Annotated in this window: 18 protein-coding genes and 1 tRNA gene; 11 read left to right on the top strand and 8 right to left on the bottom strand. The window is 74.3% G+C overall.

The window, feature by feature from the left end:
- Positions 1-59 precede the first annotated feature (59 nt).
- The 5 genes from ACIQFY_RS02125 to ACIQFY_RS02105 all read left to right on the top strand — a co-directional run bounded on the left by ACIQFY_RS02125 (position 60) and on the right by ACIQFY_RS02105 (position 5377).
- Positions 60-1061 carry a glycosyltransferase gene (locus ACIQFY_RS02125; protein ID WP_066654252.1) on the top strand — a complete coding sequence of 334 codons (1002 nt, stop codon included), beginning with the start codon at positions 60-62 and terminating at the stop codon, positions 1059-1061.
- Complete coding sequence (locus ACIQFY_RS02120) at positions 1058-2464, top strand: glycosyltransferase (protein WP_400338093.1); 1407 nt, start codon at positions 1058-1060, stop codon at positions 2462-2464. Before ACIQFY_RS02125 ends, ACIQFY_RS02120 begins: the two co-directional genes overlap by 4 nt.
- Positions 2461-3087, top strand: a complete 627-nt coding sequence (locus ACIQFY_RS02115; protein WP_066654250.1) for an SIS domain-containing protein — start codon at positions 2461-2463, stop codon at positions 3085-3087. Before ACIQFY_RS02120 ends, ACIQFY_RS02115 begins: the two co-directional genes overlap by 4 nt.
- On the top strand, positions 3084-4535 hold the full coding sequence (locus ACIQFY_RS02110) for a PfkB family carbohydrate kinase (protein ID WP_209682638.1): 1452 nt from the start codon (positions 3084-3086) through the stop codon (positions 4533-4535). Before ACIQFY_RS02115 ends, ACIQFY_RS02110 begins: the two co-directional genes overlap by 4 nt.
- A gap of 137 nt (positions 4536-4672) precedes the next feature.
- Positions 4673-5377 (top strand): SDR family oxidoreductase, encoded by a 705-nt coding sequence (locus tag ACIQFY_RS02105; RefSeq protein WP_066654246.1) that lies wholly within the window; start codon positions 4673-4675, stop codon positions 5375-5377.
- A 272-nt stretch (positions 5378-5649) separates the two neighbouring features.
- On the opposite strand, the gene ACIQFY_RS02100 is transcribed toward ACIQFY_RS02105, so the two are convergent.
- On the bottom strand, positions 5650-6771 hold the full coding sequence (locus ACIQFY_RS02100) for a glycosyltransferase family 9 protein (protein ID WP_209682640.1): 1122 nt from the start codon (positions 6769-6771) through the stop codon (positions 5650-5652).
- Between the two features lie 156 nt (positions 6772-6927).
- Here ACIQFY_RS02100 and ACIQFY_RS02095 point away from each other — a divergent pair, with 156 nt between their 5' ends.
- Genes ACIQFY_RS02095 through ACIQFY_RS02085 form a run of 3 tightly spaced genes read left to right on the top strand, consistent with a single transcriptional unit; the run spans position 6928 to position 10786 of the window.
- On the top strand, positions 6928-8349 hold the full coding sequence (locus tag ACIQFY_RS02095) for an aldehyde dehydrogenase (protein ID WP_209682643.1): 1422 nt from the start codon (positions 6928-6930) through the stop codon (positions 8347-8349).
- Positions 8346-9899 (top strand): D-glycero-beta-D-manno-heptose 1-phosphate adenylyltransferase, encoded by a 1554-nt coding sequence (rfaE2, locus tag ACIQFY_RS02090; protein ID WP_209682645.1) that lies wholly within the window; start codon positions 8346-8348, stop codon positions 9897-9899. The genes ACIQFY_RS02095 and rfaE2 overlap by 4 nt, the downstream gene beginning before the upstream one ends.
- Entirely contained in the window at positions 9896-10786 is an 891-nt protein-coding gene (locus ACIQFY_RS02085; RefSeq protein ID WP_066654242.1) for a glycosyltransferase family 2 protein, read from the top strand. Before rfaE2 ends, ACIQFY_RS02085 begins: the two co-directional genes overlap by 4 nt.
- A 46-nt stretch (positions 10787-10832) precedes the next feature.
- Here ACIQFY_RS02085 and ACIQFY_RS02080 read toward each other — a convergent pair whose 3' ends face one another.
- From ACIQFY_RS02080 to ACIQFY_RS02055, 6 genes are read right to left on the bottom strand one after another with little or no spacing between them, the layout of a single operon-like run.
- A complete protein-coding gene (locus tag ACIQFY_RS02080; protein WP_251160230.1) occupies positions 10833-11489 on the bottom strand; it encodes a TetR/AcrR family transcriptional regulator in 657 nt (218 codons plus the stop codon).
- Positions 11486-13531: a CocE/NonD family hydrolase gene (locus ACIQFY_RS02075; protein WP_251160231.1), complete on the bottom strand. Its 2046-nt coding sequence runs from the start codon at positions 13529-13531 to the stop codon at positions 11486-11488. The genes ACIQFY_RS02080 and ACIQFY_RS02075 overlap by 4 nt, the downstream gene beginning before the upstream one ends.
- Positions 13528-15360 carry an ABC transporter ATP-binding protein gene (locus tag ACIQFY_RS02070; RefSeq protein WP_066654233.1) on the bottom strand — a complete coding sequence of 611 codons (1833 nt, stop codon included), beginning with the start codon at positions 15358-15360 and terminating at the stop codon, positions 13528-13530. The genes ACIQFY_RS02075 and ACIQFY_RS02070 overlap by 4 nt, the downstream gene beginning before the upstream one ends.
- The gene (locus tag ACIQFY_RS02065) at positions 15357-16235 is read right to left on the bottom strand and encodes an ABC transporter permease (RefSeq protein ID WP_066654231.1); all 879 of its coding nucleotides are present in this window, start codon (positions 16233-16235) and stop codon (positions 15357-15359) included. Before ACIQFY_RS02065 ends, ACIQFY_RS02070 begins: the two co-directional genes overlap by 4 nt.
- Complete coding sequence (locus tag ACIQFY_RS02060; RefSeq protein ID WP_066654229.1) at positions 16232-17233, bottom strand: ABC transporter permease; 1002 nt, start codon at positions 17231-17233, stop codon at positions 16232-16234. Before ACIQFY_RS02060 ends, ACIQFY_RS02065 begins: the two co-directional genes overlap by 4 nt.
- Positions 17230-18831 (bottom strand): ABC transporter substrate-binding protein, encoded by a 1602-nt coding sequence (locus ACIQFY_RS02055; RefSeq protein WP_400338088.1) that lies wholly within the window; start codon positions 18829-18831, stop codon positions 17230-17232. Before ACIQFY_RS02055 ends, ACIQFY_RS02060 begins: the two co-directional genes overlap by 4 nt.
- 249 nt (positions 18832-19080) lie before the next feature.
- On the opposite strand from ACIQFY_RS02055, the gene ACIQFY_RS02050 reads away from it, so the two are divergent.
- Together ACIQFY_RS02050 and ACIQFY_RS02045 are read left to right on the top strand one after the other, a co-directional pair.
- Complete coding sequence (locus tag ACIQFY_RS02050) at positions 19081-19674, top strand: molybdopterin-dependent oxidoreductase (RefSeq protein WP_066654225.1); 594 nt, start codon at positions 19081-19083, stop codon at positions 19672-19674.
- On the top strand, positions 19671-20468 hold the full coding sequence (locus ACIQFY_RS02045; protein ID WP_271826142.1) for an FAD-binding oxidoreductase: 798 nt from the start codon (positions 19671-19673) through the stop codon (positions 20466-20468). The genes ACIQFY_RS02050 and ACIQFY_RS02045 overlap by 4 nt, the downstream gene beginning before the upstream one ends.
- An 84-nt stretch (positions 20469-20552) precedes the next feature.
- On the opposite strand, the gene ACIQFY_RS02040 is transcribed toward ACIQFY_RS02045, so the two are convergent.
- Positions 20553-20624, bottom strand: a tRNA-Gly gene (locus ACIQFY_RS02040).
- A 290-nt stretch (positions 20625-20914) separates the two neighbouring features.
- Between ACIQFY_RS02040 and ACIQFY_RS02035 the strand changes: the two genes are divergently transcribed.
- On the top strand, positions 20915-21121 hold the full coding sequence (locus ACIQFY_RS02035; RefSeq protein ID WP_066654223.1) for a hypothetical protein: 207 nt from the start codon (positions 20915-20917) through the stop codon (positions 21119-21121).
- The last annotated feature ends 51 nt before the right edge of the window (positions 21122-21172 follow it).

Below are 21172 nucleotides of genomic sequence, written 5' to 3'. Positions count from 1 at the left end.
CGCGCGAGCGCCGGCGGGGCAGCTGTCCGGAGGGGCACCGAACCGTCGAAAGGCCCTGCATGCGGATCCTCGTGTGGCACGTGCACGGCGGCTGGATGGACGCCTTCGTCCGCGGCCCCCACGAGTACCTCATCCCCACCACACCGGCCCGCGACGGCTGGGGGCTCGGGCGGGGCGGCCGCGACTGGCCGGCGAACGCGATCGAGATCGACCCGGCCGACGTCGCCGACGCCGAGGTCGACGTGGTCGTCCTGCAGCGCACCGAGGAGCTCGAGGAGGCCCGTCGCCTGCTCCGCGGCCGCGAGGTCCCCGTGGTCTTCGTCGAGCACAACGCCCCGCGCGTCGACGTCCCGAGCAGCCTGCACCCGATGCGCGACCGCGACGACCTGGTGATCGCGCACGTCACGCACTGGAACGCCCTCATGTGGGACTGCGGCACGACCCGCACGACGGTGGTCGAGCACGGCGTCGTCGACCCGGGCCCGCTCTACACCGGCGCGCTCGAGCGCTTCGGTGTCGTCATCAACGAACCGGTCCGCCGGGGCCGCGTGGTCGGCACGGACCTGCTCCCCCGCTTCGCCGAGGTCGCACCCGTCGACCTCTGGGGCATGGGCACCGACCGGCTCCCCGAACTCGGGTTCGGCGACCGCGTCGTCGCCCTCGGCGACGTCCCCGCAGACCCCATGCACGCCGCACTCGCGCAACGACGCGCGTACGTGCACCCGAACCGCTGGACGTCGCTCGGCCTGTCGCTGATCGAGTCGATGCACATGGCGATGCCGGTCCTCGTGCTCGCGACGACCGACGCACCACGGACCGTGCCCGCCGAGGCCGGCGCGATCGCGACCGACGTCGACGAGCTGGTCCGTGCCTCCAGGACGCTCCTGGAGGACCCCGAGGAGGCCCGTCGCCGCGGTGCCGTCGCCCGAGAGGCCGCGCTCGAGCGGCACGCGCTCGGCCGGTACCTGGCGGACTGGGACGACCTCCTCGACGACGCCGTCGCGCGTGGTGCGCGACGCGGACGCGCGGCGGACGCCGCGCTGGAAGGGAGCCTCCGATGAAGATCGCGATGGTGTCCGAGCACGCGAGCCCGCTCGCGGTGCTCGGCGGAGTCGACGCCGGTGGACAGAACGTGCACGTCGCCGAGCTGTCCGCGGCCCTCGCGGACCGCGGCCACCAGGTGACCGTGTACACGCGGCGCGACGACGCCGACCAGCCCGTCCGCGTGCTGCTGCGCCCGGGCGTCGAGGTCGTGCAGGTCGACGCCGGGCCCGCCCGCCACGTCCCGAAGGACGACCTGTTCCCGTTCATGGACACGTTCGCCTCGGTGCTCGCGGCGGAGTGGTTCGTCGACCGCCCCGACGTGGTGCACGGGCACTTCTGGATGTCCGGGTACGCCGCGCTCGAGGCCGTCAAGCAGGTCCACGCCCGCACCGGTGGCGTCCGGATCCCGGTCGTGCAGACCTTCCACGCGCTGGGCGTCGTGAAGCGTCGCCACCAGGGCACCGCGGACACGAGCCCCGCGGAGCGCGAGTGGATCGAGCCCGCCGTGGGCCGGAGCGTCGACCAGGTCGTCGCGACGTGCTCCGACGAGGCCTTCGAGCTCAAGACCCTCGGCGTGCCGCTGCACGCCATCTCCGTGGTGCCGTGCGGTGTGGACACCGAGCTCTTCCGGCCCGACGGCCCCGTCGAGGAGCGTGGGCGCCCCTTCCGGGTGCTCACCGCGTCGCGCCTGGTGCGCCGGAAGGGTGTCGGCACGACCATCGCCGCGCTCGCGAAGCTGCTCGACGAGGGCCGCGAGGCCGAGCTCGTGGTGGTCGGCGGAGCCGGCACGGCCGGAGCCGACCTCGCCGACGACCCGGAGTACCAGCGCCTCGACGCCCTGGCCCGTTCGCTCGGGGTGCGCGAGCACGTGACCTTCCGCGGCCAGCTCGGGCAGCACGACATGCCCGCCGTCTACCGCAGCGCCGACGTCGTGGTGTGCGCCCCCTGGTACGAGCCCTTCGGCATCGTGCCGCTCGAGGCCATGGCGTGCGGTCGTGCCGTCGTCGCGTCGAGCGTCGGCGGACTCATCGACACCGTCGTGGAGGACGCCACCGGCCTGCACGTCCCGCCCCGCGACGAGGAGGCCGTGGCCGCCGCCGTGGGCGCGCTGCTCGACGACCGCGAGCGGCGCGACGCGTACGGACGCGCGGGTCGCGAGCGCGCCGAGTCCCGGTACACCTGGCACAAGGTCGCCGCCGAGAGCGAGCGCGTGTACGAGCGCCTCGTCGCCGGCGCCGCGAACGGCCTCGCCACGCCCGCCGTCGCGGCCACCGGGACCGACACGGCACCCGTGTCGAACGACCCCGTCGGGATCACCCCCGCCACGACCATCCCGGGCGCCCGTCCCGGACGCGCCGGACGGACCGCCCGCCCGACGCCCGCGGTGCTGCCGCACCCGACGGAGAGGACCGCACGATGACCATCGAGCAGCAGACCGGCACGCGTGAGCCGGAGACCGAGAGCGCCAGCGTCCGGACCGTCGTCGACCACATCGCCGCCTCGGTGCCCGTGATCGCCTCGCTCGTCGACCACAAGGACCACATCGCGGCGTGGGCGGACGACATCGCCGCGCGGCTCGTCGCGGGCCGTCGGCTGCTCGCCGCGGGCAACGGCGGCTCGGCGGCGGAGGCCCAGCACCTCACCTCCGAGCTGACCGGCCGCTTCGACGGGGACCGTCCGGCGTACTCGGCGATCTCCCTGCACGCCGAGAGCTCCGCCGTCACCGCGATCGGGAACGACTACGGCTACGACCAGGTCTTCGCCCGCCAGGTGACGGCGCACGCGCGCGCCGGTGACGTCGTCGTGCTGCTCAGCACGAGCGGCAAGAGCCCGAACCTGCTCCGCGCGGCCGAGGCCGCTCGGGCCGTCGGTGCACGCTCGATCGCGATGACCGGCCCCGGGCCGAACCCGCTCGCCGACGCGGTCGACGACGCGATCCGCATCGAGGGCCCCTCGGCCAACGTGCAGGAGGCGCAGCTCGTCCTCGTGCACGCCCTCTGCCGTGCGATGGAGCCGGCCCTCCGCCGCGGCGGCCGCCGGTGAGCGGCACGGAGCGCACCGCCAGCGCGACGCCGGGCTCCGGCGACGGCACCCGGCGTCGCATCGTCGTCGTCGGCGACACCCTGCTCGACGTCGACGTCTCGGGCACGAGCGAACGGCTCAGCCCGGACGCCCCCGTCCCGGTCGTCGACGTCCGGACCGACGACCGTCGTGCCGGTGGCGCCGGCCTGGTCGCCTCGATGCTCGTACGCGACGGCCACGACGTGACGCTCGTCACCGTGCTGAGCGACGACGATCGTGCCGACGAGATCCGCGCCCTGCTGCCCGACGTGCACGTCGTCGCCGGTCCGTCCGGTGCGCCGACCCCGGTGAAGACCCGCGTCCGCGTGGTCGACCACGCGCTCGTCCGCATCGACGAGGGGTGCGCCACCCCGCCCGTCCCCGGCACGACCGCCGAGATGACCGCGGCGCTCGAGGGCGCCGACGCGATCGTCGTCGCCGACTACGGCCGTGGCGTCGCGGCCGCCGACGGGCTCCGTACCGCCCTCGCCGCCGTGGCCCGCACGACGCCCGTGGTCTGGGACCCGCACCCGAAGGGTGCCTCCCCCGTCGCGGGCACCGCGGTCGTGACCCCGAACACCAGCGAGGCCCGGCGCTTCACCGACCTGTCCGGCGAGGGCGTGCCCTTCGCCACGGACGCCGCGGCCGAGCTCGTCCGGACCTGGGACGTCGACGCCGTCGCCGTCACGATGGGCGACCGCGGCGCACTCGTCGCCTCGCGTCGCAGCGGGGACGGCACCCGGCCGGCCGCGCTGGACAGCCGGTTCGTCCCGGCCCCGTCCGTCACCGCCGGCGACCCGTGCGGCGCCGGTGACCGCCTCGCCGCGGGCGTCGCCATCGCCCTCGCCGAGGGTGCCGACGTCGCGGAGGCCGTCGCCGCGGGCGTGCTCGCTGCCTCGGAGTACCTCGCAGCCGGCGGCGTGACCGCGCTGTTCGCCGACGACGGCCCGGCTCCGGTGCCCGTCCCCGGCGTGGACCGCGACGCGCTGCGCGTCGTGCACGACGTCCGCAGCGCCGGTGGGACCGTCGTCGCCACCGGCGGCTGCTTCGACCTGCTCCACGCCGGGCACGCCCGCACGCTCTCCGCAGCGCGGGCGCTCGGCGACTGCCTGGTGGTCTGCCTCAACTCGGACGACTCGGTGCGCGCCCTCAAGGGGCCGGAGCGCCCGATCATGACGCAGGACGACCGGGTCGAGCTGCTGCTCGCGCTCGACTGCGTCGACGCCGTGGTCGTCTTCGACGAGCACACCCCGGACGAGGCCCTCCGCCGCTTCCGCCCGGACGTCTGGGCGAAGGGCGGCGACTACGCCGCGAGCGAGCTCCCCGAGGCAGCCACGCTCGCCGAGTGGGGCGGTCGGGTCGTCACCGTCCCGTTCCACCCCGGTCGGTCCACCACGCGGCTCGCCGCGGCACTCGCCGCGGTCGGCTGAGGACCCACCCCGACCACACGTCGGACGGGAGGCACGGCGCACCGCCGCCACGGGCCTCCCGTCCGTCACCGGTCACCACACACGTCCCGTCGGCACCGCCGACGGACCGGCACCACGCCACTCCCGGAAGGAAGTCCATGCCCGTCCCCACCACCCCCATCGGTCGCGTCCTCGTCACCGGCGGCGCCTCCGGTCTCGGCGCGGCCGTCGTCGCCGCGGTCGTCGAGGCCGGCGGCACCCCCATCGTCCTCGACCTGCGCGTCGACGGCGTCCCGGAGGGCACCGACGCCGTCGCCGTGGACGTCACGGACACCGAGGCGACCGAGCGCGCCGTCCGCGAGGCCGCGGAGCGCCACGGCGGACTCGACGCCGTCGTGACCGCCGCTGGCATCGACAAGCCCGCGCCGATCGGCGGGATCTCCTCGGGCGACTGGGAGCGCATCGTCGGGGTCAACCTGCTCGGCACCGCCGCCGTGGTGCGCGCCGCGCTGCCCGCCCTCGAGGCGACGCACGGCCGAGTCGTGACGATCTCGTCGTCGCTCGCGCTCAAGGGCGTCGGCGACGGCACGGCCTACTCGGCGTCGAAGTTCGGCGTGCGCGGCTTCTCGCAGGCGCTGGCCGCCGAGACCGCCGGGCGCATCGGTGTGACGAACATCATCCCCGCCGGCATGCGCACCGCGTTCTTCGAGGGCCGGACCGAGCAGTACAAGCCGGGCCCGGACGCGCAGCTCATCGAGCCGGAGTACGTGGCGAACTCGATCCTGTTCGCGCTGTCGCAGCCGGCCGGCTGCGAGATCCGCGAGCTGTCGATCATGCCCGCGACGGAGCCCAGCTGGCCGTAGGCCCCGCTGACGACGCAACGGGAGGCGCGGTGCCGGTCGGTACCGCGCCTCCCGTCGTTCGGTCCAGCTGCCCGGCTGTCCGCTCGGTCTGCCCGCTGGGTCTGCCCGCTGGGTCTGCCCGCTCGGTTCTCCGAGCGGGCCCGATCCGTCACGCTCGGCGCCGCCCGGCGACGGATCGCGCCCGCTCGGCGCAGTGCGCGTGGCACGTCCCGCCCGATCGCTCGGTTCCCGACGGGGTCGGAGCCGGCGTCCGGGTGCACTCCTGCGCCGGCTCAGACGACCGGTGCGGCCGTTCGCTCCCGGGGTCGCACGGTCGCGAGGAGGTCCTCGACGTCGGTGAGCACGGCCTCGGGCTGGACCTCGTCGACGTACGACGGGTCGTGCTCGCAGCGCTCAGCGGTCCACCCGACCTGGGTCACGTCGATGCCGCACACCGGGCAGCGCGTGACGAAGGACATGTGCACCCGGTGCCGTCCGCGGTCGATCGGGCCCGCGTTCACCACGTTGCCGAACCAGAACACGCCGACCGTGGGGGTGCCGACCGCGACGGCGAGGTGCCGCGGGCCGGAGTCGTCGCCGACCATGACGTCAGCGGCCGCGAGCACCGCGGGGAGCTCCGCGAGCGGCAGGGCGTCGGTCAGGTCGTGGAGACGGTCGTGCAGGGCCACCGGCACGGCACCGCGGATGGCCTGCGCCGCCGGCACGTCCGTCGCGTCGCCGACGAGCACGACGTCGTCGCCGGCGTCGAGCCGCGCGGACACCACGGCTGCGAACCGCTCGGGGCTCCACCGGCGCCGCGGGTCCGTCGCGCCGGGGTGCACGGCCACCAGGTGGCCGGCGACGCCGAGGCGGTCGCGCACGGCACGGCGCTCCTCGGCGCTCACGTGCACGCGCGGGTCCAGGGTGACCGGGGCGGCACCGGCGAGCGAGACGACTTCGAGCCCGCGGAGCACCTCGTGCTGGTAGTAGACGTAGCGGACCCACCGCTCCAGGACCTCGGCGTCCTCGGTCGCGGTGCCGACGGTGTGCGGTGCGGCGAGGCGCAGCAGGAACGGGTTCGAGTTCCGACCGCCGCCGTGCAGCTGGACGGCGAGGTCGAACCGGCCGCGGAGCCGCGACTCGAAGTCGTGCAGCGCCGGCGCACCCTCCCCGGCGTCCCGCACCCCGGGCGACACCGGGAGTTCCTCGAACGCGTGCACCGCGTCGGTCCGTCCGCGCAGGACCGCCGAGGCCAGCGGGCTCCCGAGCAGCGTGATGCGGGCGTCGGGGTACGCGGCGTGCAGCGCCTCGATCGCGGGGACCGCGAAGAGCAGGTCCCCCAGGCCACCGCCGCGGAGCACCGCGATCTCCCGGACGTCGTCGAAGCGTTCTCCACCGTTGCCGATCAGTTGCACCACACCCGTCTACCGGAACCGAGCCGAGAGCGCTGCCGGGCCGACGCCGTCCCGGACCCGACCGGTGCGCTCTCCGGACCGAGCACCCGAAACCGGCACCCCGCACAGGTCCCCGGGAGCAGCGTGGAACCGTACGCCCGTCTCCGGAAGGACACCATGACCCTCGCCACCCCGTCAGCGACCGCGACCGACACCGACCACATGGTCGTCACCGACCCCGTCGACGGGTCGATCGCCACGACGACCCCGCGCTCCACGAGCGAGGACGTCGCGAACGCTGTCGCGCGCGCACGGGCGGCCGCACCCGCGTGGGCGCGCACCGCACCGGCGGAGCGCGGAGCCCTGCTGCACGCAGCAGCAGCGCACCTCCGTGACCACGCCCAGGAGCTCGCCGACCTGAACACCCGCGAGACCGGGAAGGTGCCCGGCGACGCGATGGGCGGCGTGCAGGCCGGCATCGGGACGCTCGTGCAGTACGCCGAGCTCGGCCCGGTCCACCGCGGCGAGGCGCTCCGCGGGCAGTTCGGTGCGGCCGACTGGTCGGTCCCCCACCCCCGCGGCGTGGTGCTCGCCCTGACGCCGTGGAACGACCCGGTGGCCGTGGCGCTCGGGATCCTCGGTGCCGCGCTCGTCACCGGGAACACCGTGGTGCACAAGGGCAGCGAGCGGTGCCCCGGCACGATCGCCCGGCTGAACACGCTGCTGGCCGAGGTCCTGCCGGAGGGCGTCCTGGTGGGCGTCGACGGTGACGCCTCGACCGGCGAGGCGCTGCTCGAGCAGGACGGCATCGACGTGTACGCCCACGTCGGCTCCACCGCCACCGGCGACCGCCTCTCCGAGGTCGCCGCGAGCACGCGCGCGCACGTCATCCGCGAGAACGGCGGCAACGACGCGGTCGTCGTGGACGCCGACGTGGACCCCGCGTGGGCCGCCGCACAGGTCGCGCTCGGCGCCTTCGCGAACACGGGTCAGATCTGCACGAGCGTCGAGCGCGTCTACGTGCACCGCGATGTCGCCGAGGAGTTCACCGCGGCGCTCGTCGCCGAGGCGGAGCGACGGACGGCATCGCCCGCCGCCGAGTTCGGTCCGCTCGTCGACGACCGGCTCCGCGGCACGGTGCAGGCGCACGTCGACGACGCCGTGCAGCGCGGCGCCACCGTGCGCACTGGCGGGACGACGCCCGGCGGTGTCGGCACGTTCTACCCGGCCACCGTCCTGACCGACTGCACCGACGACATGGTCGTGATGACCGAGGAGACCTTCGGTCCCCTCGCACCGGTCCGCGTCGTCGAGTCGTTCGACGAGGGCCTGCGCCTCGCCGCGGCCGACCGGTACGGCCTCGCCGCGACGGTGCTCACCGGCGACACCGGTCACGCCCTCCGCGCCGCAGCCGAGCTCCCCGTCGGCACCGTCAAGGTGAACGCGGTGTTCGGCGGCGCACCGGGCGGCAGCGCCCAGCCGCGCGGGGCCTCGGGCGCCGGCTTCGGCTACGGCCCGCACCTGCTCGACGAGATGACGACCACCACCGTCGTGCACCTCGAGTCCGCCCCCGCACGCACCACCGGAGGAACCCGATGACCGCCGACGTCCGTCTCGTCCGCGACCTGGTCGCCTCGGTCGACGACCGCGAACCGCTCGTCGTCGTCATCGGCGACTGCATCCTCGACCGCTGGACCGTCGGGGAGGCCGAGCGCGTCTCCCGCGAGGCCCCGGCGCCCGTGGTCCGTGTGACCGAGACGGTCGCCGTCCCGGGCGGCGCCGCGAACACGGCGGTGAACGCCCGCGCCCTCGGCGCCCGTGTCCGCATGGTCGGACTCATCGGTGACGACGAGTCCGGACGCGTCCTCCGCGACCGGCTCGAGACCGCCGGCGTCGACACGACCCACCTGGTCGAGGTCGCCGGTGCCCGCACCACCACGAAGTCGCGGGTGGTCGGCGGCGACCGCGTGGTCGTCCGCGTCGACGAGATCGCGGCGACGCCGGACGCGCACGCCGGTACCCGCCTCGGCGAGGCCGTCGCCCGCGCCGTCCGGGGCGCCGACGCCGCCGTGGTGTGCGACTACGGCCTCGGTGTGCAACCCGAGGACGTCGTGCCCGTCCTCGACCGCGACCGCCCCGGTACCGTCGTCGTCGATGCCCACGACCTGACGCGGTGGGCCGACCTGCACCCCGACCTGGTCACCCCGAACGCCGGCGAGACCGCCGGCCTGCTCGGTCGCGACCTCGGAGCCGGCTCGGCCCGGGTGCCGGTCGTCGTAGACGCCCGGCAGGAGGTCCTCGCCCGCAGCGGCGCCCGTGCGGCGGTCGTCACCCTCGACCGCGACGGCACCGTCCTGCTCGAGCCCGGCGCGGACCAGGCCTTCCGAACCCGCGCGACGCCGGCGTCGGAGCAGCAGGCATCCGGCGCGGGCGACACGTTCTGTGCCGCCGCCACGGTCGCCCTGGCCGTGCGTGCTCCGCTCCGTGACGCGATCGCGGTGGCGCAGGCCGCCGCCGACGTCGTGGTCCGCGAGGCGGGCACCTCGGTCTGCACCGCCGCGGCCCTGATCGACTCCGTGACGGCCCCCGCCGCGACCGTGGTCGACCACGACGACCTCGCCCTGGCCGTCGACGCCGCCCGTGCCGCCGGCCGTCGCGTGGTCTTCACGAACGGCTGCTTCGACGTCGTGCACCGCGGGCACACCACCTACCTCCGGCAGGCCCGCGAGCTCGGCGACCTGCTCGTGGTCGCCCTCAACGACGACGACTCGGTCCGCCGGCTGAAGGGTCCGGAGCGTCCGATCAACACCGCCGAGGACCGGGCGGGCGTGCTCGCAGCCCTCGCCTGCGTCGACCTCGTGACCGTCTTCGCGACGGACACCCCGATCCCGCTCATCGAGCGCCTGCGCCCCGAGGTCTACGTCAAGGGCGGCGACTACTCCCCCGAGATGCTCGAGGAGACGGGGGTCGTCCGGGCGTACGGCGGTGAGGTCGTGATGGTCGACTACGTGCCGGAGCACTCGACGACCGCGGTCGTGCGGCGCATCCGCGAGGCCACCGCCGCCGCGGCCGCAGCCGCCGGCACGGCTCCGGCGACCGACACCGCGGACTCCACGGCACCCGCCGTCGAGCCCGACCCGGCACCGTGACCGCCGCCCGCTGGTCCGGTGCCTGGGCACGCCCCCGGACGGACGACCGCGGTCCGGCCGAGGTCGACGTCCTGGTGCCGACCGTCGGGCGGCCGGCCGAGCTCGCGACGACGCTCGCCGGGCTCGCGGCACAGACCGACGTCGACCTGCGCCTGGTCCTCAGCGACCAGTCAGCGGGCCAGGACGCCGCCTCCGAACCGGCGGTGGCCGCGATGCTCCGCGTCCTGGAGGCACAGGGCCGTCCCGTCACGCTCCTCGCCCACCCGGAACGGCGTGGTCTGGCGGAACACCGCCAGCACCTCCTCGACCACGCGACCGCTCCCGCGGTGCTCTACCTCGACGACGACGTCTGGCTCGAACCGGGCACCGTCCGCCGGATGCTCGACGCGCTCCGCGACCTGGGGTGCGGCTTCGTCGGCAGCGCCGTCCAGGGCCTGTCGTACCTGGAGGACCGTCGACCGCACGAGACCGCCGTGTTCGAACCGTGGGACGGCCCGGTCGTGCCCGAGGTCGTTCGCCGCGGGACGCCCGGCTTCGACCGGCTGTCGCTGCACAACGCCGCGAACCTGGCACACGTCGCAGCGGAGCTCGACGTCGAGACCGGAGGGTGGGTGCCCTACCGGGTCGCCTGGGTCGGCGCGTGCGTCGTCTACGACCGTGACGCCCTCGAACAGGTGGGGGGCTTCCGGTTCTGGGACGCCCTGCCCCCGCAGCACTCCGGCGAGGACGTCGTCGCGCAGTGGCGGGTGATGGAGCGCTTCGGCGGCGCGGGCATCCTGCCGTCCGGCGCCGTGCACCTCGAGAGCCCGACCACCGTGACCGACCGCCGGGTCGACGCTCCCGACGTCCTGTTCGACGACCACGAGACGAGCGCGCACCGGCGCTGACGTGCTCCGGCGCTGCCCCGCTCCGGCGGAGCAGGACCGGGGCACGTCAGCCCTCGTCGGGGGTCCCCTGCCCCGCGCCCGCGATCGTTGCCGCGTCGATCCCCAGCTCCTGGGACAGGAACCGCCACATCCACGCGAGCGCGACCGCGTTGGTGAGGGTCGGGACGCCCTGCGCGATCTGCGTCGCGACACCGTCGCTGTAGGCCGCGAGTCGCAGCGCCACGACCTCCGGGCCGTCGTCGGTGTGGAACACGCCGTCGGCGAGCCCGCGCTCGACCACACGGACGAGGCACGCCTCCCACACGCGGATCCGTTCGGCGTACTCCGCTGCGACCTCCGGCCGTCGGGCGACGGCGGTCCAGTAGTCCGACCAGATGCGCCAGTGCTGCCGGACCTGCTCGGTGTCGCCGAACAGTGGTCCGACGAGCATGCGGAGTCCGACCACGGGGTCCGGCTCGGCGTCCACCGCGGCGACGATCGCACCGTAGAAGCGCTCCGTCTCGAGCACGACGACCTCGTTGAGGATCTCCGCGACGCTGCCGAAGTGGTAGGTCACCGTGCCGACCGACACGTCCGCCGCCGCCGCGATGTCGCGGAGGCCCGTCGCGCCGACGCCGCGCTGCACGATGACCGCGCGCGCCGCGTCGACGATCATCGCCCGGCGCACCTCCGGACGCTGCCGGACGCGGGAGGCCCCGGTCACGCCGACGTCCTCGGGACCTCGTCGGTGAAGGTGTGCTCGGCGACGAGCACCTCGGGCGCTCCGGTCGCGCCGTCGCGGGCCCAGGCGCGCACGGTGTTCACCAGGTGGAAGGCGTCGGCCGTCGCGGTCACGTCCGACGTCGTCTCGACCCGTGCCGCCCAATCCGGCTGGTCGAGCCCGATCGCCCAGCGCGAGGTGGCACGAGCGCTCGTCGGGTCGTCCTGTCGGATCCGGTACGTCTCGCGCGCGTCCTCGGTGAAGACGAGCCCGTCCGGGTAGACGCGGCCGCCGCCGTACCCCGGGTCGACGTCGAGGGTCCACTCGCCGGTCTCCACGTCGTGCGTGACGGTCCGCTGCGGTAGCGGGTCGACGGGCGAGGTCCGCTCGATCGCGAGGGGGGTCGACCGGACCGGCTCCTCGAACCGCACACCGTCGTCCGTCGCCCTCGTCCACGTGGGCAGGGTGACCGACGACGTCGCCGGGTCGAGCGTCACGGTCGCCGCGGCACCGTGCGGCCAGACCCATGGCCAGTACGACGAGGACACCGCGAGCCGCACCCGGTGGCCCGCGGCGAAGCGGTGTCCGGTCGAGACGAGCCGGACGTCCAGCTCGGTCGGCACGCCGGGCTCGAGCGGGTCGGCACGGTCGGCTCCGGCCCGCTTCGCGGCGTTGCACACGCCGCGGGTCACGAGTGTGGAGGACCCGTCCGGCGCGACGTCGCACAGCCGGACCGTGAGCGTCGCCCGCGGGAGGTCGCTCGTCACGGTGAGGCGCACCGTGACGTTGCCGAGGACGTCGAACGCCTCGTCGACGGGCAGGTCGAAGCACACCGAGCGGCCGTCCTCGGCGCGCTGGTCCGGCGGCAGGTCGGTGGCGTTGCCGAACGGGAAGAACCGACCGGCGTCGACCCCGGTGTGCTGCGGCGACCGCACGACCACCGGGCCGTCCCCACCACCGCGCAGCAGGTCGAGGGGGACCGTGCGGTCGGCGGAGGCGGTCGACGGCCAGGCCTCGGCGGCGACCCACCGGCCCCGGCGCTCGGCGTAGTGGGTGGCGGGGGCCTCGCCCTCGTTGATCCAGGCGCGGAGGGCCGGGTCGTCCTCGACCCCGGTGTCGACGTCCTGCAACCACCGGTCCCACCACCGGAGCGTCTCCTGCAGGAACCCGATGGACGGCCCCGGCGCGAGACCGCGGTCCGGGTACTGGTGCGACCACGGACCGACGATGCCCTTCACCGGTGCGTCGACGTGCTCCACCAGGCGGAGCACGGCGTCCCGGTAGGGGTCCGCCCACCCGCCGACCGCGAGCACCGCTGCCCGGATCGCCGAGTGGTCCTCACCCGCGCTGCCGTGCCGCCAGTAGTCGTCGCGCTCCTGGTGCGACAGCCACACGGGGGTCATCGGCCGGTTCCGGTCCAGCCGTGCCCGCCACCGGTCGACCCAGTCCGGCCCGACGACCTCGGGACGCGGCGGTCGCGAGTTGAAGGCGAACATGGTGGCGCCCCAGGCCGTCATGTCGATGCCGAGGACCGCACCGCCGACGTAGTGCACGTCGTTGTCGTACCGGTCGTCGGTCGAGCACACCGTGACGATCGCCCGCAGGGCCGCCGGGGCCCGTGCGGCGAGCTGCAGCGCGTTGAAGCCACCCCACGAGATGCCGAACATCCCGACCGCACCCGAGGACCACGGCTGCGCGGCGAGCCACGCGATGACCGCCTCGCCGTCACGGAGCTCCTGCTCGCTGTACTCGTCGTCGAAGAAGCCGTCCGACGACCCCGTGCCGCGGATGTCGACCCGGACCGACGCGTACCCGTGCTGCGCGTACCAGGGGTGCCGTTCGGAGTCGCGGGGGGCGGTCCAGTCGTCGAGCCGGTACGGCAGGTACTCCAGGAGCACCGGCAGCGGTCCGTCGGGGTCGGCGGGAGCCCAGGTGCGCGCGTGCAGCCGGACGCCGTCGGGCATCGGGATCCACTCGTCCCGGACCGTGACGCCCTCGGGCAGCCGCAGGTCGGGACCGATCGCGGTCAGGTGCGGGGTGCTCATGCGTCCTCCCAGTTCCTCGTGCGGTGTCCGTCGCCGTGGTCCGTCCAGCCCGGGGCGTCCCGCCAGCGCTGCACGCCGTCGCCGACGTCGGGGAGCTCGGTCTGCCCCGGTTCGAGCGTCGCCCGCAGCAGGGTGCGCGTGTACGGGTGGTTCGTCCCGGTGAAGACGCGCTCGGTCGGACCGACCTCGACGATGCGCCCGCCGGTCATCACCGCCACCCGGTCGGCGACGCCCCGCACGACGGCGAGGTCGTGGCTGATGAACAGGCAGCTCAGCCCGCGCTCGCGGCGGAGGTCGTCGAGCAGCGCGAGGATGCCGGCCTGGACCTGCACGTCCAGCGCCGTGGTGATCTCGTCGGCGATCACGAGCCGGGGCTCGGCTGCCAGAGCGCGGGCGATGCCCACGCGCTGCCGTTGTCCGCCGGACAGCTGCGCCGGCAGCCGGTCGGCGTACTCCGGGCCGAGTCCGACCTGCGTGAGGAGTTCGCCGACGCGCGCCCGCGAGGAGCTCCCGGTGAACAGCCGGAGCGGCCGACCGACGGCGGCACCGACGGTGCGACGGGGGTTGAGCGAGGTGTCGGCGTTCTGGAACACGAGCTGCACGGCACGTCGGAGCTCCTGCGACCGCGCCGCGACCTGTTCGCGGAGGTCACCGCGCACCGTGCCGTCGTCGTAGGTGAACGAGCCCGACTCGGCGGGCACGAGGCCGGCGAGGGTCGTCGCGAGCGTGGACTTCCCGCTGCCCGACTCCCCCACGACCGCGAGGGTCTCGCGCGGCGCGATGGCGAACGAGACACCGTCGACGGCGGCCGGCAGGCCGCGTCGGTACCGGACCACCAGGTCCTGGGCGTCGACGACGGGGCGCTCGACCGCCGGCTCGACCGGCGACCCGGGAGGCGCGCTGCCGGTCGCGGTGTCGGCGACCGTCCCGGGGACGCGCGCGTCGCGCCGGGGGCGGTCCGCGCCTCCCGTCCGGCGCTGCTCCGGCCGTCGCTGCTCCGGCCGTCGGCCGTCCGGTACCGCGGCGAGCAACGCGCGGGTGTACTCGTGCTGCGGCGCGGCGAAGAGCGCCGCCGTCGCGGCGTGCTCGACGACCTCACCGGCGCGCATGACGGCGATCTCGTCCGCCATCGCGGACACCACCCCGAGGTCGTGGCTCACGAGCAGCACGGCCATGCCGAGCTCGCGGCCCAGATCGGCGACGAGGTCGAGGACGGCCGCCTGCGTGACCACGTCCAGCGCGGTCGTCGGTTCGTCGAGCACCAGGACGCGCGGGCGCGCGGCGACCGCCATGGCGATGGCGACGCGCTGCTGCTGCCCACCGGAGAGCTGGTGCGGGAAGCGCCGGACGATGGTGTCGGGGTCGGGGAGCCGGACGAGCCGCAGGAGCTCCACGACGCGGTCGGGCCCGTCGGGCTCGCCGTGTGCGCGCAGGGCCTCGCGGACCTGTTCCCCGACGCGCATCGACGGGGTGAGCGCCTGCCCGGCGTTCTGCGCCACCACCGAGGCCGTCCCGCCCCGCAGCGCCCGACGCCCCGCGGCCGAGAGGGCGAAGACGTCCTGACCGTCGACGAGGACGCGGCCGTCGGTGATGCGCGACCCGGCGCGCAGGTGTGCGAGCAGGGTGCGGGCCACGGTGGACTTGCCGCTGCCCGACTCACCGACGAGGCCGAGCGTGCGACCAGCGGCGACGCTGAAGGACACGCCGCGTACGACGGGCACCGTGCGACGCCCGGCGGCGTAGGACACGGCGAGGTCCTCGACGCGCACGAGCGGCCGCTGCTCGGGCTCCCCCGCCTGCGGGCGGTGGACGGTCTGCTGGTCGGTCATGCGCCCGCTCCCTGCTGTGCGCGGTCGACGCCGAGCGACTTGGCCAGCCCGTCGGCGGCGAGGTTGAGGCCGACGACGAGCGTCGCCAGCGCCACGATCGGCGCGAGGGTGCCGAGCGGCACCACGGTCAGCGCCGTCCGGTTCTCCTGCACCATGAGCCCCCAGTCGGGCGTCGGTGGGTTCGCCCCGAAGCCGAGGAAGGACAGCGACGCGACGAGCAGGACGATCCAGGACGCCCGCATGGCGAACTCGACGAGGACGACGTCGAGCACGTTCGGCAGGATCTCACGGAACACGATCGACACGGCGCGCTCGCCGCGGGCGCGGGCCGCGGTGACGTAGTCCTGCGTGATCACCGTCCGCGCGGCACCACGGACGACGCGGGTGACGGCGGGTGCGTAGACGACGGTCACCGCGAGCACGATGACCCAGAGTCCGGCGTCGAAGACGGTCACGACGACGAGGAGCGCGAGGATCGAGGGCACGCTGAGCAGCGCGTCGACCACGCGCATGACGACCTCGTCGAACCAGTTGTCCGCGTACGCCGTGACGCAGCCGAGGACGCTACCGACGGCGACGGCGATGGTGGTGGCGAGGAAGGTCACGAGCAGCGCGTACCGGCCGCCGTTGAGCGTGCGCGACAGCAGGTCGCGTCCGTACTGGTCCGTGCCGAGCCAGTGGGCCCAGCTCGGGCCGGCGAGCACGTCCGCGGCGTCCGTCGCGACGGGGTCGTGTCCGGCGATGACGGGCGCGAGCACCGCCAGCACGAGGTGCACGGCGATGAACGCGAGGCCGACGCCGAGTGCCGTCGAGCTGCGGAACGGCGCGACGGCCGCGCCGAGGACGCTGCGGGAGCGTGGGGCGACGGCGGTCATGCGTGGGCCTTCCGTGTGCTGCGGACCGGGCGGGTCCGGGTGCGGCGCTGCCGCGTGCGGAGCTTCGGGTCGAGTGCGAGGGCGACGAGGTCGGCCGCGAGGTTGCAGACGACGTAGACGAGGGCGCTCAGCAGCGCGATCGCCTCGATGGTCGGCAGGTCGCGGTTCGAGACCGACTCGAGCATGAGCTTGCCCATGCCCGGGTAGTTGAAGACGTTCTCCACGACCACCACCCCGCCGAGCAGCCAGGCGACGTTGAGCGCGATGACGTTGAGCGTCGGCAGCAGCGCGCTCGGCAGTGCGTGCTTCCACACCACCCTGCGCATCGTCAGGCCCTTGAGCTCGGCGGTGGTCACGAACTCGGACGCCATCACGTCGATGGTCGACGAGCGCGCGGTGCGGAGGATGTACGCCGCCATCGCGAGCGTCAGCACGACGATCGGCAGCCAGACGGTCGGCAGGAGTTCCGCGACGGTGGCGTCGCTCCCGCGGAGCACGACGGCCGGGAACACCGGCAGGCCGATCGCGAACAGCAGCACCAGGACGGTCGCGACCATGAACTCGGGGACGCTCATCACGAGGAGGCTGACGGTCGAGACGATCCGGTCGGTCGCACGACCGCGGCGGACACCCGCGAGCACGCCGAGCGCGAGCGACAGCGTCACGCCGACCAGCATCGCCGGGAGGGCGATGAGCATGCTGTTCCGGAACGCCGTGAGGAGCGTCGGCGCCACCGGCTCGCCGCTGACGAGCGACGTGCCGAAGTCGCCGTGTGCGGCGCCGGCGAGCCACTGCAGGTACCGGAGCCAGACGTTCTCGTCGAGTCCGAGGGTCGCCCGGAGCTGCTGGACCGCCTCGGGCGTCGCGTTCTGCCCGAGCAGCTGCTGCGCGACGTCGCCGGGCAGCGCCTGCACCGCGAGGAACACGAACAGTGATGCGAGGACCACCGTGAGCACGGCGATGCCGAGTCGACGGAGGGCGGGGACGAGGACGTTCATCGGCGCAGTCCGATCCGGAGCCAGTCGAACTCGAAGCCGTACTCCGAGTAGTTGACGACGTCGCGGGACAGCCCGACCAGGCGGTCCCCGAACATCGGGGTCATGTCGGCGCCGTCCTCGACGACGAGCCGCTGGGCGTCCTGGTAGAGCGTCCGGCGCTTCGCGTCGTCCATCTCGGCGCGGGCGTCGTCGAGGAGCGTGTCGAAGGTCGGGTTCGACCAGGCGCTCTCGTTGTAGGAGGATCCGGTGCGGAAGATCTGGTTGAGCAGCTGGTCGATCGGTCGCCCGGTGAACCAGTAGCTCACCATGAGCGGCTTCTGCATCCAGATCTGGGTGTAGTAGGAGTCGGCGCTCGCGTTCCGGATCGTCAGCCGGATGCCCGCGTCGGCGACCGCGTCGCGGTAGGCCACCGCCATCGGGGTGAAGACCGACTCGTAGGACGACGTGTAGATGGACGTGCGGAGCCCCTCGGCACCGGCGGCCCGGAGCAGTGCGCGCGCCTTGTCCGGGTCGTGTTCGCGGTGCTCGTCGACGAAGGCGGCGAGCTGCGGCGGCACCGGGTTGTCCCAGCCGGGCGCCCCCGTGCCCTGCAGGGCCGTGTCGACGATCGTCCGCGGGTCGTACGCGAGCTTCATCGCCTGTCGGACCCTCGGGTCGGCGAACTCGTCGCTCGTCGCGAGCATCGGGATCGTGTACCACTGCGCGTTCGTGGAGCGGGCGATCGTCGCTCGGTCCGAGGCCGCGACGACCCGGGCGGTGGCGAAGTCGAGGTTCGTCTGCGAGATGAGGTCGACCTGGCCCGCGAGCAGGGCGTTGACGCGCGCGGTGGTGTCCTGGACGGAGAAGAAGTCGATGCCGTCGAGCGTCGGGCGGCCCGCGAAGTGGTCCTCGAACGCCTCGACGCTCCCGGCACCGGCGGGCGTGAAGGAGGAGAGGCGGAAGGGACCGGTGCCGATGCCCGTCCGGCCGATGTCCGCGACGGCGCCCGCCGGCACGATGTAGCACTGGTAAGCGGTGAGCAGCGACGGGAACTCGGCGTTCGGCTTCGTGAGCGCGAAGCGGAGCGTGTGCGGGTCGACCGCGGTCATCGACGAGGCGTCCATGACCTCACCGAGGACCCCGGCCTGCGGCGACGCGGTCGCCTCGTCGAGGATGTGCCGGATGCTCGCGATCGCGTCGTCCGCGGTGAACCGTGCGCCGTCGTGGAAGCGCACGCCACGCCGGAGACGGAACGTCCACTCGGTGCCGTCGGCGTTCGCGGACCACTCCTCGGCGAGGTCGGGTACGGTCGTCCCCTGCTCGTCGAGCCTGACCAGCCGGTTGTACAGGGCACCGAGGTACTCGTAGGCGGACAGCGAGCTGGCCGAGTCGAGTGTCTCCGCGGCGGAGGCAGCGGGGCGTGCCACCCGGAGCCGTCCCCCCGCTCGGGTCGCGCCGGTCACGGCGGCCTCGGGCAGCGCCGCGGTGCCGGCTGCCGCGCCGGAGCTGCACCCGGTGAGCGTGAGCAGGCCGAGCCCGGCCAGCCCGGCGGCACCGGTCAGCAGTGTGCGCCGGCTGGGACCGCGGACGTCGCGGTCGTCGTGGACGATGGGTTGCATTCGGGGTGACCCCTCCTGGTAATCGTTCCGGTGAACGATAGAGGGAGTCAGCTCGGAGCGCGAGCCCCGCTGCTCGGCCCGACGGCCGCTCGGCGCCCCCTCGATGCCCGTGGGCGCACCGATCCGAGGGCATCGGTACGCTGGTGACGACGCGCTCCAGTGTTTACCGATCCGTTACACGGCGGGTCCGCGGGAGCGCCGGACCGAGCGGGACGGCGGGGAGCCGCCGCACCGAGACGAGGAGCTTCCATGGCGACGTTCACCCGGGGCTTCGGCGGCCGCCGCGACGACCGCGACGACCCGCGCATCCCGCCCGGACAGACCCTCGTGCGCGACTGGCCGGTGCTCTCCGCCGGGGCCACCCCCGACATCGAGCCGGCCGACTGGAGCTTCTCCATCCGCACCGAGACGGGGCTCCGCACCTGGACCTGGGACGAGGTGCACGCCCTCGGCGTCGAGGACGTCACCGTCGACATCCACTGCGTCACCCACTGGACGAAGCTCGACATGCCCTGGCGTGGCGTCTCCCTCGACCGCCTGTTCGCGGACGTCGAGACCTCGCTCGACTTCTGCACGGTGCACAGCTTCGGGGGCTACACGACGAACGTGCCACGCGCCGAGCTGCTCGGTGGACGGTCGTGGATCGCCTTCGAGGCCGACGGCGCGCCCCTCACCCCCGAGCACGGTGGCCCGGCCCGCCTGCTCGTGCCCCACCTGTACTTCTGGAAGAGCGCGAAGTGGGTGCGCGGCATCGTCATGCAGGCCGAGGACGAGCCGGGCTTCTGGGAGAACGCCGGCTACAACATGCACGGCGACCCCTGGAAGGAGGAGCGGTACTGGTGAGCGGTCCCTCCCCCGTCGACGGCCTGGAGGCGCGGACCGCCCCGAGCGCGTCGGCCCCCGCCCGCAGACGGCCGGCCTGGCACGCCGCCACGGTCGCCTCCGTCGCACCGGAGACCCCGGTCGCGCGCCGCATCGTCCTCGACGTCCCGACCTGGCCGGGCAACGACCCGGGGCAGCACCTCGACCTGCGCCTCACCGCCGAGGACGGCTACCAGGCGTCGCGCTCCTACTCGATCGCCTCGTCCGGTGCGGGCACCCGGGTGACGCTCGCGGTCGACCGGGTCGAGGGCGGCGAGGTCTCCCCGTTCCTGGTCGACGCGATCGAGGTCGGCGACGCCCTCGACGTGCACGGGCCCCTCGGCGGGTGGTTCGTGTGGCGGCCCGGTGCGTCGACGAGGCCCGTGCAGCTGATCGCCGGCGGGTCGGGCATCGTCCCGCTGCTCCCGATGGTCACCGCGCACGCCGAGGCCGCCGACCGGACGCCGTTCCGGCTGCTGTACGCCACCCGCACGCCGGAGGACGTGTTCTTCCGCGAGGAGCTCGCGGACGCCCTGCGCGCGGCCGCGCCGCTCGAGGTCACGCACGTGTACAGCCGACGCGCTCCGGAGGGGTCCGACGAACCCGTGGGGCGTCTCACACGGGAGCGACTCGATCGGGCCGTCCTGCCGCCCGGGTCCGGAGCGCTCGTCTACGTCTGCGGGTCGACCCCGTTCGTCGAGCAGGTGCTGCGGTGGCTCGGCGAGCTCGGCCACGACCTGTCCGACGTCCGAGCAGAGCGCTTCGGCGGCGCGTGACAGTCCTGGTCGTCCCGGTTCTCCGAGGAGACCGGGCCTGAGACGACGAAGGCCCTGGTCGGTGACCAGGGCCTTCGTGTTCCGAGCGGATGACGAGATTCGAACTCGCGACCCTCACCTTGGCAAGGTGATGCGCTACCACTGCGCCACATCCGCGTACACGCACACTCTACCCCGAACCGTTCCCGCGACCGTGATCCACGGCGCAGCCGGGCGCGTCGCACGCACCGTCGATCGCCGTCGGGTGCGGGATTGCGGGAAACCGCAAGCCTCGGACGCCGACCCATCCGAGCCGCCGTCGGCTCCGGATGCTTCCTCGGTGCCCCGAGTCCGTCCGGGCGGGGCGCCGGGGCCACCCACCCCTCGTCCGGCCGATCGCGGCGACCCGAACCCTGCGAGCGGCCGGACGGTCCCGGACTCCCAGGCCGACCGGGTTCACTCGGGGCATGAGCTACGTGCACGACAACCCCGGTGGCACCGAGGCACACGGTGTGGACCTGATCGACGGCGACTCGCCGGCCGTCCGCATCCTCGTGCACGGCAACCTGCCGACGACCATCGAGCACGAGGGTCGCACCTGGCTCGCCACGGGCGACGCGCACGACGACGGCGACCCGTCCGCTCCCCCGATCGCGATCTACCGGCCGGTCTGACGAGCACCGTCCGCGCCCGTCGTCGGGCTGGCGTGTCCTGTCAGGCGGGCG

It is taken from the genome of Curtobacterium sp. NPDC092190, from assembly GCF_044755625.1.
GTDB lineage: Bacteria > Actinomycetota > Actinomycetes > Actinomycetales > Microbacteriaceae > Curtobacterium.
Note: the sequence above shows the minus strand (reverse complement) of the source record. Positions and strands in the feature narration are given on the sequence as shown.

Excerpts from the sequence above, each read along its gene's own strand:
- ACIQFY_RS02055 (WP_400338088.1), bottom strand. The coding sequence starts at position 18,831 with ATGCAACCCATCGTCCACGACGACCGCGACGTCCGCGGTCCCAGCCGG.
- ACIQFY_RS02065 (WP_066654231.1), bottom strand. The coding sequence starts at position 16,235 with ATGACCGCCGTCGCCCCACGCTCCCGCAGCGTCCTCGGCGCGGCCGTC.
- ACIQFY_RS02060 (WP_066654229.1), bottom strand. The coding sequence starts at position 17,233 with ATGAACGTCCTCGTCCCCGCCCTCCGTCGACTCGGCATCGCCGTGCTC.
- rfaE2 (WP_209682645.1), top strand. The coding sequence starts at position 8,346 with ATGACCGCCGACGTCCGTCTCGTCCGCGACCTGGTCGCCTCGGTCGAC.
- ACIQFY_RS02105 (WP_066654246.1), top strand. The coding sequence starts at position 4,673 with ATGCCCGTCCCCACCACCCCCATCGGTCGCGTCCTCGTCACCGGCGGC.
- ACIQFY_RS02095 (WP_209682643.1), top strand. The coding sequence starts at position 6,928 with ATGACCCTCGCCACCCCGTCAGCGACCGCGACCGACACCGACCACATG.
- ACIQFY_RS02125 (WP_066654252.1), top strand. The coding sequence starts at position 60 with ATGCGGATCCTCGTGTGGCACGTGCACGGCGGCTGGATGGACGCCTTC.
- ACIQFY_RS02070 (WP_066654233.1), bottom strand. The coding sequence starts at position 15,360 with ATGACCGACCAGCAGACCGTCCACCGCCCGCAGGCGGGGGAGCCCGAG.
- ACIQFY_RS02120 (WP_400338093.1), top strand. The coding sequence starts at position 1,058 with ATGAAGATCGCGATGGTGTCCGAGCACGCGAGCCCGCTCGCGGTGCTC.
- ACIQFY_RS02115 (WP_066654250.1), top strand. The coding sequence starts at position 2,461 with ATGACCATCGAGCAGCAGACCGGCACGCGTGAGCCGGAGACCGAGAGC.
- ACIQFY_RS02035 (WP_066654223.1), top strand. The coding sequence starts at position 20,915 with ATGAGCTACGTGCACGACAACCCCGGTGGCACCGAGGCACACGGTGTG.
- ACIQFY_RS02050 (WP_066654225.1), top strand. The coding sequence starts at position 19,081 with ATGGCGACGTTCACCCGGGGCTTCGGCGGCCGCCGCGACGACCGCGAC.
- ACIQFY_RS02075 (WP_251160231.1), bottom strand. The coding sequence starts at position 13,531 with ATGAGCACCCCGCACCTGACCGCGATCGGTCCCGACCTGCGGCTGCCC.